Source organism: Streptomyces canus 299MFChir4.1 (assembly GCF_000383615.1).
GTDB classification, from domain to species: Bacteria; Actinomycetota; Actinomycetes; order Streptomycetales; family Streptomycetaceae; genus Streptomyces; species Streptomyces canus_C.
Map to the genome: position 1 here is coordinate 606,236 of NZ_KB911583.1, position 17,614 is coordinate 623,849.

Annotated in this window: 15 protein-coding genes and 2 pseudogenes; 6 read left to right on the forward strand and 11 right to left on the reverse strand. The window is 71.3% G+C overall.

The window, feature by feature from the left end; genetic code table 11:
* Positions 1–170 precede the first annotated feature (170 nt).
* Positions 171–1,789, forward strand: a pseudogene (locus H293_RS54265) (sugar-binding domain-containing protein); the annotation flags it as partial.
* Between the two features lie 273 nt (positions 1,790–2,062).
* Positions 2,063–4,306: pseudogene (locus tag H293_RS52570) on the forward strand (glycoside hydrolase family 9 protein).
* On the opposite strand, the gene qcrB reads toward H293_RS52570, so the two are convergent.
* The 3 genes from qcrB to H293_RS0106890 all read right to left on the reverse strand — a co-directional run bounded on the left by qcrB (position 4,251) and on the right by H293_RS0106890 (position 7,540).
* Entirely contained in the window at positions 4,251–5,780 is a 1,530-nt protein-coding gene (gene qcrB / locus H293_RS0106880; protein WP_020117147.1) for a cytochrome bc1 complex cytochrome b subunit, read from the reverse strand. The pseudogene H293_RS52570 and the gene qcrB overlap by 56 nt on opposite strands.
* Complete coding sequence (gene sigJ / locus H293_RS0106885) at positions 5,777–6,709, reverse strand: RNA polymerase sigma factor SigJ (RefSeq protein WP_020117148.1); 933 nt, start codon at positions 6,707–6,709, stop codon at positions 5,777–5,779. The genes qcrB and sigJ overlap by 4 nt, the downstream gene beginning before the upstream one ends.
* 108 nt (positions 6,710–6,817) lie before the next feature.
* Positions 6,818–7,540: a 2OG-Fe(II) oxygenase gene (locus H293_RS0106890; RefSeq protein WP_020117149.1), complete on the reverse strand. Its 723-nt coding sequence runs from the start codon at positions 7,538–7,540 to the stop codon at positions 6,818–6,820.
* A 150-nt stretch (positions 7,541–7,690) separates the two neighbouring features.
* Here H293_RS0106890 and H293_RS0106895 point away from each other — a divergent pair, with 150 nt between their 5' ends.
* The 3 genes from H293_RS0106895 to H293_RS0106905 all read left to right on the forward strand — a co-directional run bounded on the left by H293_RS0106895 (position 7,691) and on the right by H293_RS0106905 (position 10,508).
* Complete coding sequence (locus tag H293_RS0106895; protein WP_020117150.1) at positions 7,691–7,936, forward strand: hypothetical protein; 246 nt, start codon at positions 7,691–7,693, stop codon at positions 7,934–7,936.
* A gap of 3 nt (positions 7,937–7,939) precedes the next feature.
* Positions 7,940–8,317, forward strand: coding sequence for a hypothetical protein (locus tag H293_RS0106900; protein ID WP_007386606.1), 378 nt, complete (start codon positions 7,940–7,942; stop codon positions 8,315–8,317).
* Positions 8,318–8,891: 574 nt separating this feature from the next.
* Entirely contained in the window at positions 8,892–10,508 is a 1,617-nt protein-coding gene (locus H293_RS0106905) for an RICIN domain-containing protein (protein WP_020117151.1), read from the forward strand.
* A 110-nt stretch (positions 10,509–10,618) separates the two neighbouring features.
* Here H293_RS0106905 and H293_RS0106910 read toward each other — a convergent pair whose 3' ends face one another.
* The 3 genes from H293_RS0106910 to H293_RS0106920 all read right to left on the reverse strand — a co-directional run bounded on the left by H293_RS0106910 (position 10,619) and on the right by H293_RS0106920 (position 13,310).
* Positions 10,619–11,788 (reverse strand): lactate 2-monooxygenase, encoded by a 1,170-nt coding sequence (locus H293_RS0106910; protein WP_020117152.1) that lies wholly within the window; start codon positions 11,786–11,788, stop codon positions 10,619–10,621.
* A gap of 82 nt (positions 11,789–11,870) precedes the next feature.
* Positions 11,871–12,566, reverse strand: a complete 696-nt coding sequence (locus tag H293_RS0106915) for an alpha/beta fold hydrolase (protein WP_020117153.1) — start codon at positions 12,564–12,566, stop codon at positions 11,871–11,873.
* Between the two features lie 180 nt (positions 12,567–12,746).
* Positions 12,747–13,310 carry a hypothetical protein gene (locus H293_RS0106920; protein WP_020117154.1) on the reverse strand — a complete coding sequence of 188 codons (564 nt, stop codon included), beginning with the start codon at positions 13,308–13,310 and terminating at the stop codon, positions 12,747–12,749.
* A gap of 322 nt (positions 13,311–13,632) precedes the next feature.
* Between H293_RS0106920 and H293_RS0106925 the strand changes: the two genes are divergently transcribed.
* Entirely contained in the window at positions 13,633–14,061 is a 429-nt protein-coding gene (locus H293_RS0106925) for a protease inhibitor (RefSeq protein ID WP_020117155.1), read from the forward strand.
* A gap of 181 nt (positions 14,062–14,242) precedes the next feature.
* Here H293_RS0106925 and H293_RS0106930 read toward each other — a convergent pair whose 3' ends face one another.
* The 5 genes from H293_RS0106930 to H293_RS0106950 form a co-directional block, all read right to left on the reverse strand.
* A complete protein-coding gene (locus H293_RS0106930; RefSeq protein ID WP_020117156.1) occupies positions 14,243–14,452 on the reverse strand; it encodes a CDGSH iron-sulfur domain-containing protein in 210 nt (69 codons plus the stop codon).
* Positions 14,433–15,119, reverse strand: a complete 687-nt coding sequence (locus H293_RS0106935) for a HemK2/MTQ2 family protein methyltransferase (RefSeq protein ID WP_020117157.1) — start codon at positions 15,117–15,119, stop codon at positions 14,433–14,435. Before H293_RS0106935 ends, H293_RS0106930 begins: the two co-directional genes overlap by 20 nt.
* Entirely contained in the window at positions 15,120–16,133 is a 1,014-nt protein-coding gene (locus H293_RS0106940; RefSeq protein ID WP_020117158.1) for an iron-containing redox enzyme family protein, read from the reverse strand.
* A gap of 92 nt (positions 16,134–16,225) precedes the next feature.
* Positions 16,226–16,396, reverse strand: coding sequence for a hypothetical protein (locus H293_RS59095; protein WP_020117159.1), 171 nt, complete (start codon positions 16,394–16,396; stop codon positions 16,226–16,228).
* A gap of 23 nt (positions 16,397–16,419) precedes the next feature.
* Positions 16,420–17,430, reverse strand: a complete 1,011-nt coding sequence (locus H293_RS0106950) for a Ppx/GppA family phosphatase (RefSeq protein ID WP_028807622.1) — start codon at positions 17,428–17,430, stop codon at positions 16,420–16,422.
* Between the last annotated feature and the right edge of the window lie 184 nt (positions 17,431–17,614).

The following is a 17,614-nucleotide window of genomic DNA, read 5'->3' on the forward strand; positions in this document are numbered from 1 at the left end:
GCCGTCAAGAGGGAAATCCGGCCTAGGTGACGCCTGGGGCGCAGGCGGCTCACCGCACCCTTGACCGCCACAAGTGGCTCACCGTCAGATCGCGTTTGTTCACGATCAGTTGTGAGTACTTCTGGGCCCGATGAGAGAGAGCCGCCATCACGGTCACGCGCAGAACGGTTTTGCTCGCTTCCACGGCCGCACCGGCCGCGGGCGTGCTCCTGGCCCCCCTCCCGCGGCCGGTGCGGCCGAGTCGTCCGGGCGCGGGTCCGGCCGCCGTACGGTCGCGCTGCGCGACGGCTGGCGCTTCGCGCTGGTCAATCCGGGCGGGATCACGGACCCGACGGGGGAGTACGCGGAGGCCGCCGCCCCCGGCTACGACGACTCTGAGTGGCGTGAGATCGCCGTCCCGCACGACTGGAGCATCGAACTCGCCCCGACCCCGCAGAACGGCACCACCAGCGGCACCGGCTTCTTCCCCGGCGGCCTGGGCTGGTACCGCCTCGCCTTCACCCTGCCGGCCGCCCTCGCCGGCAAGCGGATCTCGGTGGAGTTCGACGGCGTGTCCATGGACGCGTACGTCTACTGCAACGGCACCGAGGCCGGCCGCCACCCCTACGGCTGCACCGGCTTCGCCCTCGACCTGACCGACCTGCTCCACACCGACGGCACCACCGAGAACGTGATCGCGGTCAAGGTGCGGAACCGGCTCCCCAGCAGTCGCTGGTACTCGGGCAGCGGCATCTACCGCGAGGCCCGCCTGGTGGTCACCGACCCGGTGCACGTGGAACGCTGGGGCACCCGCGTCACCACCCTGGAGCTCACCGAGGAGCGGGGCCTGGTCCGGGTGGCGACGTCCGTGGTGAACGCGTCCGGCACCGGCACCGGCGTCGAGGTGGTCACCCGGATCGTCGATCCCCGCGGCCGCACCGTCGCCCGTGTCTCCTCCACGGTCGCCGTTACCGGCAGGGTCACCGAGACCCACGAACTCACGGTCCCCGAACCGAAGGTGTGGGACCTCGGGACACCGCGGCACCGCTACACCGTGCGGACCGAGCTGCGGGTCGGCGGCACCACGACGGACACGTACAACACCCCTTTCGGCTTCCGCGCCTTCCGCTTCGACGTGGACGAGGGTTTCCACCTCAACGGCACGTACCACAGTCGATGGGCGTCAACGCCTTCCGCACCTCCCACAACCCGCCCTCCCCGGAGATGATCCAGATCTGCGAGGAACTGGGCATCGTGATGCTGGTGGAGGCCTTCGACTGCTGGAAGACCCCCAAGACCCGTTACGACTACCGCGTTCCACGGCAAGGCCCTCGCGATCGTGCGGGCCGGCACCGAGGCGGGCGTCCTGAAGGTGACGGCGCGCGCGGACGGGCTGCGAGCGGGTACCGCGAAGGCGCGCACCACTCCGTCCCGCTCGATGGCCCTCACCGAGCCGGCCGCCTTCACCCCCGATCACCCGGCCCCTCCGAACCACCCCCTTGCGGACGCCAGTTACTCCGGCCGCCCGGACACCCTCCCGGCCGCGATGCTCGACGACGACCCCGCCACCGGCTGGTCCAACGCCTTCAGCAAGGCCGCCACCGCCCTGCTGCCCGCTTTCAGCGGCGCGCGGGCCGAGGACTGGGTCTCGGTGGACTACGGACGGACCAGGACCTTCGACCGGGCGGAGATCTCCTTCACCCTGAGCACGATCCACAGCCTGCCCGCCTCCGTCGAGGCCGCGGTGTGGGACGGGACGCGGTACGTGCCGGTCGAGGGCGTCTCCGTCACCTGGGCCACCGCTTCCGACGAACCCACGGTGATCACCTTCGACGCCGTGCGCGGCTCCCGGCTCCGGCTCACGCTGACCAGCGGGTATCCGGGGGAGACCCGGGGCGCGGTGCGCATCACGAAGCTGGAGGTGCCGGGGAGCTGATCCCGCCACGGGCGGTCCGGACGGGAAATCAGTCCCGTCCGGACCGTTGACGAGGTGTCATGCCTGCAACAAGCATGGCCTGCGACCGTCGATTGGGAGCGCTCCCATGCTGGGCGCCGCCCGTAACTCCCCCCGAGGAGCCCGGACGTGAACAGACGCAGAACCGCCCTGCTGACCTTGACCGCCTTGCTGGGAGCGGCACTTGTGGCCTCGCCTGCCTCCCCGGCCATGGCCGACGAGGTCGAGCAGCTCAAGAACGGCACCTTCGACACCACCACCGAGCCCTGGTGGACGACCAGCAACGTCACCGCGGGCCTGTCCGACGGACAGCTCTGCGCGGACGTGCCGGGCGGCACCGCCAACCGCTGGGACGCCGCCGTCGGCCAGAACGACGTCACCCTGGTGAAGGGCCAGTCGTACAAGTTCTCCTTCACCGCGAAGGGTTCGCCCGAAGGACACGTCGTGCGGGCGATCGTGGGGCTGCAAGTGGCGCCCTACGACACCTACTTCGAGGTGAGCCCGCAACTGAGCGTCTCCGGGAACTCCTACTCCTACACGTTCACCTCGCCGGTCGACACCGCCCAGGGCCAGGTCGGTTTCCAACTCGGGGGCAGCGCCGACCCGTTCCGCTTCTGCATGGACGACGCCTCCTTGCTGGGCGGGGTCCCGCCCGAGGTGTACGAGCCCGACACCGGACCGCGGGTGCGGGTCAACCAGGTCGCCTATCTGCCCGCCGGGCCGAAGAACGCCACCTTGGTCACCGACGCCACGACGAAGCTGCCCTGGCAGCTGAAGAGCACCTCCGGCGCCGTCGTCGCCCACGGGTGGACCCTGCCGCGCGGCATCGACGCCTCCTCCGGGCAGAACGTCCACTCCATCGACTTCGGCGCCTACAAGAAGCGCGGCACGGGCCTCACCCTGGTCGCGGACGGCGAGACCAGCCGGCCCTTCGACATCGGCACACGCGCCTACGAATAGCTCCGCCTCGACGCGGCGAAGTACTACTACACGCAGCGCAGCGGCATCGCGATCCGCGACGACCTGCGCCCGGGCTACGGCCGCGCCGCCGGGCACGTGAACGCGGCCCCCAACCAGGGCGACAAGAACGTGCCCTGCCAGCCCGGCGTGTGCGACTACACCCTCGACGTCTCCGGCGGCTGGTACGACGCCGGCGACCACGGCAAGTACGTCGTCAACGGCGGCATCTCCACCTGGGAGCTGCTGAGCACGTACGAACGCGAACTGCTGGCCCGCACCGGGCAGCCCGCCAAGCTCGGCGACGGCACCCTCGCCATCCCCGAGAGCGGCAACAAGGTGCCCGACATCCTCGACGAGGCCCGCTGGGAGCTGGACTTCCTGCTGAAGATGCAGGTGCCGGACGGGCAGCCGCTGGCCGGGATGGCCCATCACAAGATCCACGACGAGCAGTGGACCGGTCTGCCGCTCCTGCCGAGCGACGACCCGCAGAAGCGCGAACTGCACCCGCCGTCCACCGCGGCCACCCTGAACCTGGCCGCGACGGCCGCGCAGGCCGCCCGTCTGTACAAGCCGTATGACAAGGCGTTCGCGGCCAAGGCCCTGGCGGCCGCCCGCAAGGCCTGGAGCGCGGCGCTCGCCCACCCCGACCTGTACGCCTCGGAGAGCGACGGCACCGGAGGCGGCACCTACGCCGACAACAACGTCAGCGACGAGTTCTACTGGGCAGCCGCCGAGCTGTACCTCACCACGGGCGAGAATGCGTTCCAGGACCACGTGCTCGCCTCACCCGTCCACACCGCCGACATCTTCAGCCCCGTCGGCTACGACTGGGCCCGCACGGCCGCGGCGGCCCGGCTGGACCTGGCGACCGTGCCGAGCAAGCTGCCCGGCCGTGACAAGGTCCGCCAGTCGGTCGTCCAGGGCGCCGACCGCTACCTGGCCACCCTGAAGGCCCACCCGTACGGCATGCCGTACGCCCCGGAGGGCAACCTCTACGACTGGGGCTCCAACCACCAGATCCTGCACAACGGGATCGTCATCGCCACCGCCTACGACATCACCGGCGCCTCGAAGTACCGGGACGGCGCTCTCCAGGGCATCGACTACATCTTCGGCCGCAACGCGCTGAACATCTCGTACGTGACCGGCTACGGCGAGGTCAACTCCCACAACCAGCACGCCCGTTGGTACGCCCATCAGCTCGACCCGAACATGCCGAACCCGCCGAAGGGCACCCTCGCGGGCGGGCCGAACTCGGGCATCCAGGACCCCTACGCACAGAGCAAACTCCAGGGCTGCGTCGGCCAGTTCTGCTACATCGACGACATCCAGTCCTGGTCGACCAACGAGCACACCATCAACTGGAACTCCGCTCTGACCCGGATGGCGTCCTTCGTGGCGGATCAAGACTGACCTGAGCATGCTCCACCAGCTCACCGGGCCGCTCGTGCGCGGTGAGCGTGTGGAGCCGGGCCTGATCGAGCGGCTGGTGCACCTCGACGTACTCACCGTGCGGCAGCCGCTTGATCACGCCGGTCTCCCGGCCGTGCAACACCAGCTCCCGGTCTCGGAGTTGGAGACCCAGACAGATCCGCCGGGTGACGACGAAGACGACCGCCGGGACGAGGAACATCCCGATCCGGACCGCCCAGGTGACGGTGTTGATCGACAGGTGCAGCCGGGTCGCCACGATGTCGTTGCCGCCGCCCGCGAGCAGAATCAGATACAGGCTGATCCAGGACGCGCCGATCGCCGTACGCACCGGACGGTTGCGCGGGCGGTCCAGGAGGTGGTGCTCGCTCCGGTCCTTGGTGAACCGGGCTTCCAGGAACGGATAGACCCCGATGAAGACCAGCAGGAGCGGGAAGACCACGACCGGGATCAGTACCCCGAGGATCAGTGTGTGGCCCCACAGGGTGACCTCCCAGCCCGGCATCACCCGCACCAGTCCCTCCGCGAACCCCAGATACCAGTCCGGCTGGGCACCCGTGGAGACCTGGTCGGCGCGGTAGGGGCCGTACGACCAGACGGGGTTGATGGACGCCACGGCCGCGATCAGGGTCAGTGCTCCGAACACCAGGAAGAAGAAGCCGCCCGCCTTCGCCAGGTACACCGGGAAGAACGGCGTCCCGACCACGTTGCGTTCGGTCTTTCCGGGGCCCGCGAACTGGGTGTGCTTGTGATAGACGACCAGGATCAGGTGGGCCACCGCGAGTGCCGCCATGATGCCGGGGATCACCAGGATGTGCAGCGAGTAGAAGCGGGCCACGATGTCGTGGCCGGGGAACTCGCCGCCGAACAGGAACAGCGCGAGATACGTCCCGACGACCGGTATCGACACGGTGGCGCCGTAGACGAACCGCATGCCCGTGCCCGACAGCAGGTCGTCCGGCAGCGAGTAGCCGAAGAGGCCCTCGAACAGGCCCAGGAACAGCAGCAGCCAGCCGAACAGCCAGTTGACCTCGCGCGGCCTGCGGAACGACCCGGTGAAGAAGTGCCGCATCATGTGCGTGAGCATCGCGGCGACGAAGATCAGAGCCGACCAGTGGTGCAGCTGCCGGATCAGCAGCCCGCCGCGCACGTCGAAGCTGATGTCCAGCGTCGAGGCGTAGGCCTCCGACATGCGCACACCGTTCAGGGGGGTGTAACTGCCGTGGTACGTCACCTCGTTCATCGATGGGTGGAAGAACAGCGTCAGCCACACCCCGGTCAGGATCAGCACGACGAAGCTGTACAGGCAGATCTCGCCGAGCAGGAAGGACCAGTGGTCCGGGAAGACCTTGCGCAGGTACTTCGCGCCCAGCGTGCGGCTGCCGAGCCGTCCGTCGAGCCAGCCGGACAGCCGCTCGCCCTTCCCCGGCTCCGCCGGGCGTTCCGTGGCAGTCACGCCTCCTCCTTCTGCACATGGGTGAGCTTGTCGGGATTGCTCACGACGAAGAGGGCCGAGACCTGGTCGCCCTCCGGCGTGAGGTCCAGGACGATCACCGCGTACGGCGCGTCGTCCTGGAACAGCACGGCCGCGTCGTCGCCGTTGACCCGGCGGTAGCGCAGCTCCAGAGCGGGCGCCTGCGCCCCGGCCCCGCCCTGCCTCGCGCCCCGCTTCGCGTAACCGGTGAGCAGCCGTACGGCCTTGTCGCGGCCGTGCACCGGGCGCAGCGCCGAGGGTTTGCGGTTGCCGCCGCCGTCCGTCCACACCGTCACGTCCGGCGCGAGGATCTCCATCAACTCCGCGATGTTCCCGCCGAGGGCGGCCCGCACGAAACGTTCCGTCGCCTCCCGGCGGACCCGGGGGTGCGCCTCGTACAGCGGACGGCGGGCATGCACATGGGCCCGCGCGCGGTGCGCCAGCTGCCGTACGGCGGCCGGAGTGCGGTCCAGGATCCCGGCGATCTCGGTGTGGGCGTACCCGAACACCTCGTGCAGCACGAACACCGCGCGTTCCAGCGGGGACAGCGACTCCAGGACCACCAGCATCGCCAGCGACACGGACTCGGTCCGCAGCGCGGGGTCGTCGGCCCCGTCCTCATCGGCGACCAGGGGCTCGGGCAGCCAGGGGCCGACATAGGTCTCCCTGCGACGGCTGACCACGGCCCGCCGCTGGAGCGCGTGGTTGACGGCGATCCGGACCAGATAGGCACGGGGGTTGTCGATCCCGTCCGCCCCCCGGCGCGACCACGACAGCCAGGTGTCCTGGAGCACGTCCTCGGTGTCGGCGACGCTGCCCAGCATGTTGTAGACGACACCGAACAACAGCTCCCGGTGTTCGACGAAGACACCGGTCGCCGCCTCGGCGTCGGGAACGGGGATCTCGGACATCTCGTGTGGCCTCCCAGTAGCGCGCTCACTACTGCGAGGCCTTGAGGCCCCGGAATGTGACATCCCCGGGCCGGAATGTGACCCACGCCACACCGGGGCGGCGGGCGGCTAGGACGCGTCGTGGAACACGATCCCGAGCGCGTGCCGCCGGCCGGAGCGCACGACGCTCACCCCGTGCCGCAGCGCGCCGGCCGACCAGCCGCGCTGCGTACGCACCGGCCGTTCACGGGTCGTGAAGACCACGCCACGGCCTCGGGGGAGCACGGTCGCCGTGCCGCGGGACTGGGCGCGGGGCCGCTGCTCGACCATCAGGAACTCGCCGCCGGTGTAGTCGGTGCCGTACTCGTCCAGCCCCACCACCACCTGGAGCGGGAAGACGAGGTCGCCGAAGACGTCCCGGTGCAGCGCGTTCCAGTCGCCCTCGCCGTAGCGCAGCAGGATCTGCGCCGAGCGGTCCTGCCCGGCCGCATGACAGCGCTCCAGCCACTCCTCCAGGGAGTCCGGCCAGGGGGCAGGGCGTCCGAGACGGGCCGCCCAGTCGCGGGCGACGGGCAGCAGACGGGGGTAGAGCGCGGCGCGCAGGGCGGCGACCGGGGCGGGCAGCTCGTGGGTGAAGTAGCGGTACTCGCCCGATCCGAAGCGGTGGCGTGCCATGTCCACCGTGGTCCGGAACAGCTCCGGTTTCTCGTACAGCGCCGTCAGGTCCCGGCACTCGGCGGGCGTCAGCAGCGGTGCCGTGGGCGCGCAGCCGTGGACGTCCAACTCGGCGCCGAGGGCGGCCCAGTCGGTCTCGGCGACCCGGGCGGTGGCCAGGTCGGGGGTGACGGTCATGTCGTTTCCTCCTCCCCTTCGAGTGTGGGCCCCCGCCCTGTGCCTGTCCGGCGGGAATCGGACACCGCGCTCGGACCCTCCGGTACCGCGCAAAGACCATCTTGACCTGCGGGTATTTACGGGTAAGTACCCGCGAGGTACCGTGAAGGCATGCCAGCTCTCAACGTGGAGTTCAGCGATCGCGAGCTAGAGGACCTGCGGCAGATCGCCAAGGAGCGCGGTACGTCGATGAAGGCCCTGGTACGGGAGGCCGCCGCGGCCGACATCGCCCGGCACCGGGCCCTGCAGGAAGGCGCGGAGGCGTTCCGGCGGTTCTTCTCCGCCCATGCCGACGAGTTCGCCGCCGCCTTCCCCGAGGACGAACCGGCCGCCAGGGGTGCGGGGCGGGTCGGCTGACCGATGGCTTCCGTGGTTCACATCGACGTGCCCTGGCTGCTCCAGCGGCACGAAGAGGTCCTGCCCGACCAGCCCACGATCAACGACTTCTCGGCCCTCGTCGCCGCCGTCGCCCGGCACCGCGTCGACCCGCCCCGCCTCGGCGTCGACTCCGACCCGGCCTGGCGCGCCGCCGCCCTGCTGCACACCCTGGCCCTGCTCAAGCCGTTACCGTCGGCCAACGCCCGCTTCGCCTGCGCCACCGCCGTGGCCTACATGTTCGTCAGTGGCGTCGGCATCGACCCGCCCTACGGCGCCCTCGTCGACCTCGCCCGCGACCTGATCTCCGGCAAGACCGACGTGTACGGCGCGGCCGACCGGCTGCGCTCCTGGCAGATCTGAGCCGCCCGTCCCCCCGTCGGGCCGTCCGGCCGTCCGCCCGTCCGCACGGGCAGCGAGCCGCGGCCGGAGCGGGGTGCCCCGGCCGGACGCCGACCACCTCGCCCCCGGGGCCGCCGACCGAGGGCGGGAGGAACGGGGTCGGCGGCCGGGGTTTCGCGCGGGAGAGCCGCCGTCCCGCGCGGGGCCTCCGAGAAGGGCCGCTTCCAGTGGACTACCGGTCACCGCGCGGGGGGAGCGTGCGTGGCGCTCCGGCGCGTGCGCGGGTTTCACACGGGGCGCATGAAATGTCGAAAGCCGGTGCGAAGGCACGCAGTTGCGACGCTGTCTGACTATCTTTCAATTGACGTGGATGTTGCCCAGGTGCCTTGTTGGCCGTGAGTGACTTGTGCAAAGGTGAACCACCTGTGTGGGGGGCAAGGGCCGGGTCGCATTCGTCCCGTGGGGAACCGGGGCGGAGGGGCGTCGGCGAATTCGTGCTTCCCACTCCCTCGCCCAAAAGGGATGCGTCTTCGGCACTCCTTTTCGGCAGGAGAACTTCTGTGAGTCCCATGTCTGTGGGAAGGAAACCCGCTCAGTGCCAACCCCCCACCCACCGCTCCCTCCTTACCCTCCGCCCGGCGGCGCCTCCGGGGAATCCGACGAGGATCTCGCCGCCCGGCTCAGGGGCCGCCCCGACGGTGAGGCGGCCCAGGCCGTCGCGCTGCTCATGGCGCGCCACTGGAAGCCGGCGCACGACTACGCGGTCATCTGCCTCGCCTCTCCCTCAGAGACCGCCTCCATGGTGGCCGCTGCCGCTTTTCACCAGGTCCTGGACCGGCTCGCGCTCGGCGAACCGGCCCTCGCGCTGCGCCCCAGAACCCTCGTGGCCGTGCGGGACACGGTCAAGGAGTGGGCGGCCGAGGACCGGACGACCGCTGTTCTGCCGGACCTGGTGAAACCGAACGGCGGCCGCGGTATGCGGGCCGCGAAGTCCATGACCCCCGAAAATCGCAAGCTCGTCGAACGGTCATTCCAGTCACTTCCCGGACTCGCCCGCTGCCTGCTGTGGCACACCGAGGTGGAGGCGGACTCGATTGCCGTGCCCGCCGCGCTCCTCGGCATGGATACCGACACGGCGTCGGCAGCGCTCGAACAGGCGCGTGAAAAATTCCGCGAAGGATGTGTACATGCCCATCGGGAACTCGCGCCCACGAAGGATTGCCGCTTCTACAACCGCCTCCTCGATGTTCCGATTCGCCGCGGTGGAGCCCTGCTGCCGGATGTCCAGCAGCATCTCGCGGAGTGCCGCTACTGCCGATCCGCCGCGGAACAACTGAGCCATTTCGAGGGCGGCTTGGGCATCCTGATCGCCGAGGCGGTGCTGGGCTGGGGTGCCCGCCGCTATCTCGAACTGCGCGCCGGGCGTACGCCCCAGACGCCGGCCCGCGGCCGAGGCGCCGGCCGGCACGGCGCGGAACGCCGTCGTCTCCTCGACCGCATCCCGACTCCCGGCCGCCGCGCTCCCGGGGAGAGCGGCGGCCTGCGGTCCTCACGGACGCTGCTCACCGGAGTGGGCCTCACCTCCGCCGGTCTCCTCGCGGCCATGCTCGCCGCCGGCCTGTGGTCGCACGACGGCGGCGCCGACCCGGCCGCCTCCACCAGCGCCAGTGGAAGCGGCACGGTCCCGGGCGCCGGCACCGGAACCCCGGGCACCGCCCAGCTGCCCACCGCACCGGCGGTGACCCGGCTGCGCAACGCCGCCGCCGACCTCTGCCTCGACATCCGGGGCGCGGTGAAGGCGGGCGCGGGCACCGAACTCGCGGCCTGCTCGACCGAGCGGACCCAGCAGTGGTCGTACGAGGAGGACGGTCTGCTGCGCAGCGAGGCGGATCCCGAGCTGTGCCTCGACTCGCACGCGGACGCGGGCGTGGTCATCCTCGGCACGTGCGCCGACGCCAAGGCGAAGCGGGCCGGCGACGTGCGCTACGACCTCACGGTGCAGGGGGAGTTACTGCCCCGCTGGGACGAGCGACTCGCCCTCGCCTCCACCGGCGCGGACCCGGGCGCCGATGTCGTGGTCAAGGTCCGCGACCGCTCGGACCAGCAGCGGTGGCTGACCGACGCGGCCTCCGGCGCCAACCCCGGCTCGCTGTCGGTCACCGGGACCGAGGCCCCGCAGGCCCGGCCCGCGCAGCTCACGGACCCGGTCTAGGGTCGGTTCCGTCCCAGGTCCGCCGAGGGCGGGGAGGCCTCTTGACGGAGGCCTCCCTTCCTCGGAGGGCTCTCCTCGGGCGGGCCCTCTCCTCGGGCGGGGTCCTCCTCTCAGGCGTGGCCCTCCACGAGGTCGTCGGGTCCGACCGTGGCCGGGCTCGCGTGACCCGAGAGGGCGAGCGTGAGGTCCAACTCCGCGAGCAGAGAGCGGATCACGTGCTCGACGCCCGCCTGCCCGTCAAGTCCGAGGCCGTATACGTAGGGCCGTCCGAGGAGCACCGCGCGGGCGCCGAGCGCGAGGGCCTTGAAGACGTCGTCGCCGGTGCGGACACCGCTGTCGAAGAGCACGGTCAGCCGGTCGCCGACCGCCTCCACCACCCGCGGCAGCGCGTCGGCCGCCGCGACGGCCCCGGCGACCTGCCGACCGCCGTGGTTGGAGTCCACGACCCCGTCCATCCCGGCGTCGGCGGCGAGGCGGGCGTCGTCCGGGTGCAGGACGCCCTTGAGGACGATCGGCCCTTCCCAGTTCTCCCTGAGCAGCCCGAGGTCGGGCCAGGTCTTGCCGGGGTCCGCGAACATGCCGACGAAGTGCAGCACGGCCGCGTCGGGATCCTCGTGCACGGGCTTGGCCAGACCCGCCTGGAAGGCCGGGTCGGAGAAGTAGTTGGCGGTGCCCACGCCCCGTAGGAACGGCAGGTACGCCTGGTCGAGATCGCGGGGCCGCCAGGACAGCAACGGGGTGTCCAGGGTGACCACCAGGGCCGTGAACCCGGCCGTCTTCGCCCGGTTCAGGAAGCTCAGGGCCACCTGCGGGTCCTTCGGCCAGTACAGCTGGAACCAGCGTTCGGCGTCTCCCATCGCCTCGGCGACCTGTTCCATCGGTGTACTGGAGGCGGACGACAGGATGTACGGCACGCCCTGCGCCGCGGCCGCCCGGGCCGCCGCCGGCTCCGCGTCGGGATGCATGATCGACAGGACGCCGACCGGCGCGAGGGCCAGCGGGGCGGGCAGCGGGCGGCCCAGCACCTCCACCGACAGGTCGCGTTCGTGGACGTCCCGCAGCATGCGTGGGACGATCCGGCGCCGCTCCAGCGCCGCCCGGTTCGCCCGCGCCGTACTGCCGTCCCCCGCACTGCCCGCCACATAGCCCACCGGCCCGGGGCCGAGCCGCTGCTCCGTGAGCTCCTCCAGCCGGGTCAGGTCGGTGGGCAGCCGGGGCACCGCGCCCGACATCCCGCTCAGATAGATCTCGTACTGGAAGTCCGCCCAGTGCTTGGCCATCCGTCCGAACCGCCTCTCCTCGTCGGGTGCGCCGACGATATCCGGGAGCAGGCGCAGGTCAGGAGGCGGCGCTCGCCTCGGCTCAGGAGGCCGCGCCGACTTCGGCGAGGATCCGGGCCAGTTCGACCGGCTGGGAGAACATCGGCCAGTGGCCGGTGTCCATCTCGACCAGCTCCCACTGCTCGCTCTTCAGCAGCTCGGCCACGACGGGCATCGGTTCCTCGTCGTCGATCAGGCACTTGACGTAGGTCGCCGGAAGCTCGCCCAGCGGACGGGTGAGGACCGCTGGCTCGGTGAGCGTCGCGCCCGGGTGCGGGGACGAGCACTGGATGATCCGGGCGATCTGCTCGTCCGTCAGCCCCTGGTCGGCGTAGTGGTCCGCGCCCGCCGGCGGCCAATAGCCGTCGTGCTCCTCGATCTCCTCGCGTACGTGGTCGCTCGGCCACCCCGACAGGAACGACTCCCCGTCCACGGGCACGCTGGAGTCCACGAACACCACCCGCGCGAGCCGGTCACCTATCCGCTCGGCCGCCTGGCCCACGGGTACGCCCGCGTAGCTGTGCCCGACCAGGACCACCTCGCGCAGGTCCAGGCGCTCGACCTCGTCGACGATGTCCCGCACATGGGTCTGCCGGCCCACCGGGACACCCCGCTTCTCGGCGAGGCCCGACAAGGTCAGCGGATGGGGCTGGTGCCCGGCCGCGCGCAGCTCGGCCCCGACCTCGTCCCACGCGGATGCCCCGAGCCTTGCTCCTGCCACCAGTACGAAGTGAGTCATGTCCGCAACGTAGTCGACGGCACTGACGACTCCCCGGGCGCCTGTGGGGGTGCCTGGTTCGGTTGTCGGGCGGGTGCGGGTCCGATGTGGCTGCTCGCGCCGTGCCCCGCGCCGCCAGGGGGTCGCAGTGCACCAGGACGGACGGGCGCAGACCCGCGGCAGCGTGGGGAACCGTATGCCCTATCCGTCTTCCGGGTCACCGGCGGAGGAATCGGCCACCCCCTCGGAGTCCGGACCCCGCTCCCGCACCCGCTGGACGTGCTCCAGGGACTCCCGCAGCTCTGCGAGCCAGTCGTCGGTGTGCCGCTGGACCAGCCGGACGCACCAGGCGAGCGCGTCGCTGCGGCTGCGGGCGACCCCGCCGGCGATCAGGGTGTCCAGGACCTGGCGCTCGGGCTGGCGCAGCCGGGTCATCACGGGCGCGGCCACATGCGTGAACAGGGCACGGTCGCCGTCGCACTCCACGCCCCAGGACACCTTGCGGCGGAACTTGTGCTCGGCCTCGCGGGCGACCTCGACGCGGTCCTCCCGGGTGCGCTCCCGGAACTCCTGGATCCGGCCCTGCACGGCCGCCTCCCGCTCGGCGGCCGAGACGCCCTCGGCGAGCCGAGGGCCGGGGATGCGGCCGATCACGGTGATCTCCTCGCGGTCGACCACCACCTCGACCAGGGCCTCGAAGAGGTCGTCGGGCAAGCGGCCGGTGAACCAGCCGCGCAGCTTCTCTCGCTGTTCGTCGGTAATCATGTAATGACGATTACTCCGCCGCTCCATGAACGCAAGGGGTCGTGAAGGTGTGCGCTGACGGCTGAAGCGGAATGTTTCAGGCCTATTGCCGAGGCGGGGTGTTCAGGCCATACGGCCGGATCGGGCGATCAAGAACCGCCCAGTCAAAGGGCTCAGCTGTTCGGATGATGTGACTTCACGCCACTGATTCAACACGCAAGGTTACTGAAAGCTGTGGGGTCGATGTGAAGTCGGAGCCAGGAGTCGGCAGACTCACCGTCGCCGCTCCGCCACCGACCGAGTCGGAGGGCACACCCTCGAATCCAGCGGAAGGATGCACACAATGCGGAACACCGCGCGCTGGGCAGCGACCCTCGGCCTCACGGCCACCGCCGTCTGCGGACCCCTGACCGGAGCCGCTCTCGCCGAACCGGCCGCCGCCTCGGGCCTCTACGCTCCGTCGGCCCTCGTGCTCACCCTCGGCCACGGCGAGAGCGCCGCCACCGTCACCCCGGAACGTGCCGTGACCCTGACCTGTGCCCCGACCTCCTCGGGCACCCATCCGGCCGCGGCTCCGGCCTGCGCCGAACTGCGCGCGGCCGGAGGGGACTTCGACGCTCTCGGAGCCGGTTCCGACGCCCTGTGCACCAGGGAGTACCACCCCGTGGTGGTCACGGTCGACGGCGTCTGGCGGGGCCAGCGCGTCTCCTACGAACGGACCTTCGCCAACGAGTGCGTGAAGAGCTCCTACGGGAGTCTCTTCGCGTTCTGAGGGACCGGGGTCGCGTGGTGCCCGTGATCTGCCCGAGGGGCCCGCAGTTGGGGAGTGCCGCCCCTCTCACGGAACCCCCGTGATCCCGCACCGAGGGCCGGCGGACGGAGTGGGGCCGTCCGCCGGACCTTCGGTCACTGCTTGCGGTGGGAAGCGGCGCCGCAGCCCGGTCGCGCGCGGTCTATGAACGGGTCCGTTCCCGGTGGCTGGTGTCGCACCACGGGTAGCGACGACTGCGCCGACAGGTGCACAGGGCCACCCGGAAGCGGTCGGAGGCGACCGTGGAGCCGTCCTCCAGCTCCACTTCCACAGGGCCCTCCACGAGCAGCGGGCCGCGGTGCTGGACCCGGATGCGGCACGGCTGGCCGGAGTCAGAGGGGGAGTTCGGCACGGACGACCACCAGCTCTTCCTTCTCGTCGGCGGCGGAGAGCAGACCGCGCTCCCGCAGCCAGTCCTTCCGCGTGCGCAGCACCGGCCCGAACGCGATGCGGTGACGGCGGGTCACGGCGGCTTTGAGGCCGGCCTCGCGCAGATGCCCCACCGTCCGTCCGGAGTCGCTCAGTTCGGAGTGCACGATCAGCAGCACTCCGCCGGGACGCAGCAGGGCGGGAGCCTCCCGGCAGACGCGGTCCAGCACGAAACGCCCGTCGTGGCCCGCGTCCCAGGCCCGGGCCTTTCCGCGGGGCGGCCGGACGCCCGTCGGCGCCGGCACATACGGCGGATTGCTCAGAATGAGGTCGAACGACTGACCCCGCACGGGGTGGAAGAGGTTTCCGCGACGGACGCGGATGGACGCACCGGTCAGCCAGGCGTTCGCCCGGGCCGTGCACACCGCGCGCCACGACACGTCGACCGCGGTCACCCGGCTGCCCCGGTGTGCCGCCTGGAGAGCGAGCGCACCCGTCCCGGTGCCCACGTCCAGGACGTCCGCGCCGGGCGGCAGCGGTTCTTCGGACAGGGCTCCGGCCAGCAGCGCGGTGTCCTCCTGAGGGCCGTAGACGCCGGGGAGGACCAGTGGGGGGTTCAGTGATCTCACCTTGCTCCAGTACCCCGACATTCAGGAAATATGGTGGATTTCGGAAGGCAGGGGAGTGCGGAGGGACGAGCGTCCCTGCGCCCAGTCGCGCAGCAGGCGGTCGGCGAGCCGGTCCTCGACATGTCCGGTGACGTCGATGCCGAAGGCGACATCGGCGGCGAGGTGCGGTTCCTCGGCCAGCAGGCCGCCGATCACCTCGTGGCGTACGACCTGTTCATGGACGGCGTCGGCCTCGACGTGCTCGTCGTAGAAGTGCTCGGCGGCCGCTCCCGCGCCGGTGTGGCGCATCGCCTCGGCCAGTCGCCGGGAGCCGGGGGAGGAGGTGATCTCCACCGCCGCGAAATGGCCCACGAGGGCTCCTCGCAGGCTGCGGTGCAGGCCCAGCAGGGACATGAGGTTCACCGTCGCGAGCATCTCCGCGCAGGCCGCGTCCAGGTAGTGCCCGTACGTCGTGTCCAGGCCCAGGTCCGTCATCAGGTTCGCGAAGAGTAGGGCGTGGACGCGGTCGGCGCGGCCGCCGCCGAACTCGTCGAACTCCACCGCGGCCATGCCCGCCTTTGCCCTGCCCCACAGCCGCGGCAGCACCCATGCGTGCGGGTCGGCCTCCTTGAGGTGATAGAGCGAGCGCTGGGCCGCGTACTCGCGCACGTGCCACAGCTCGCCCTCCTTGCTCAGGAAGTGACTGACTCCCGTGCCGTCGACCGGCTCCACGAGGAGCCCGGCGAGCGCGTCCTCGACGCTGTCGTGGCCCGGGGTGTCCGTGCGCAGGGCGGAGAGGAAGCGGTGTTCCAGGGCGGCCCTGGTGCGCAGCAGGCCGGGGTCCCACTCAAGGTCGCTGGAGACGCCCGCGAAGCCGCGGTAGTGCAGTTCGTAGCAGATGTAGAGGGCCAGCTGGAGGTCGTCGCCGTACACGTCCGCCCTGGCGACGGTCTCGTCAGGCGGCAGTGGTCCGGCGCCGAGCAGATATTCCTGGACTGCGGCGGAGACCGGGCCCCGGGCCTGCGGCAGCTGTGGTTCTCGAGGGTCCTGAGGCATGGGCCCCGAGTACCCGGGCGTCGGCGGATCACCCCCCGCCCGCCCGGGACCGGTCCAGGGTCGCTCTCCGCCCGCCCGGGACCGGGCAGGGGTCACTCTCCGGCGGATTCCTCCTGGGCGTGCTGATTGGGGGTGGTCGCGTCCCCGGCCTCGCCCGTGTGTGCGCGCTCCTCGTCGGAGTCCCGGACGCGCTTCTCGGCGTCCTCGGCCTCGTGCAGGACCTCGTCCAGGGCGGTGTCGGGGTTCCGCTTCTTCTCCGGCACGGTCGTCTTCCCTTCTTCCTCGTTCAGGTGGTGGCGGTCGCGATACGCAGGGGCACCGGCTCGGGGGGAACGGCGCTCTCCTCGTTGCGGCGGGCGATCTCGGCCCACCAGGAGGGGCCGTCCTCGATGTGCCGCAGCAGAACCCCCTCGCGGATCGCCCAGGGGCAGATGGTGACGCTTCTGATCCCGGTGATTTTCATCGCCGTGTGCCCCACCACGGCACCTGCCAGGCTCTGTGCGGCGCGCGGGGCGGAGATGCCGGGCAGCTCGGCGCGCCGCGCGGCCGGGAGGGCGGCCAGGCGCTCGGCGGCCTCCCGCAGGTCGGCGCGGTGCATCCGGCGTTCCACGAAGGGTCCGCGCCGCCCGGGCGGGGTCCCGCACAGCCGCCCCAACTGCTCGAAGGTGCGTGAGGTGGCCACCGCGGTGCGCGGTCCCTCCCAGCGGATCCGTGACGCCACGTCCCGCAGTTGGTGGCGGACCTTGCGGCGCAGTGCCCGGATCGCCTCCGGGGGCGGTGGGTCCTCCCCCTCGAAGAACTCGTGGGTGAGCCGTCCCGCGCCCAGCGGCAGCGAGGCGACGTAGTCAGGCAACCGCCCGCGTCCGAAGGCCACTTCGAGCGATCCGCCACCGATGTCGAACAGCGCGAGCGGCCCCGCACGCCAGCCCATCCAGCGCCGGGCCCCCAGGAACGTGAGCTCCGCCTCCACCTCGCCCGGCAGGGTGTACAGCCCGATGCCGGTCCGGGTGCGCACGGTGCGCAGCACCTCCTGGCGGTTCGGCGCGGAGCGCACCACCGCGGTCGCGAAGGCCAGCGGCCCTGCCGCGCCCCATCTCGCGGCGGTCCGGCTCGCGCCTTCCACCGCCTCCACCAACTGTTCCACGGCCTTCTCGGGCACCGGGCCGCCCGGCCGCACATGATCGGCGAGTCTCAGCCGCCACTTCGCGGTGTGCACCGGCAATGGCACCCCGTCCTCGGCGTCCGCCACCACCAGTCGCACCGTGTTCGAACCCACATCCACCACGCCTATCCGCATGGCTCTGTGGGTACCCACGAGGAACCCCTTCCAACGTCAGGCGATCTGACAGGGCGTCACTCTCGGCCACCGCGTGTCGACAGTACGTGGGAACGCGCTGCGGACAGCGGTGGCAGTGGACAGAGAGGAGGGCCGCCGTCTCCCTGCGGACGGCGGCCCTCCGGTACCGGCGGCTCCTGCGGCG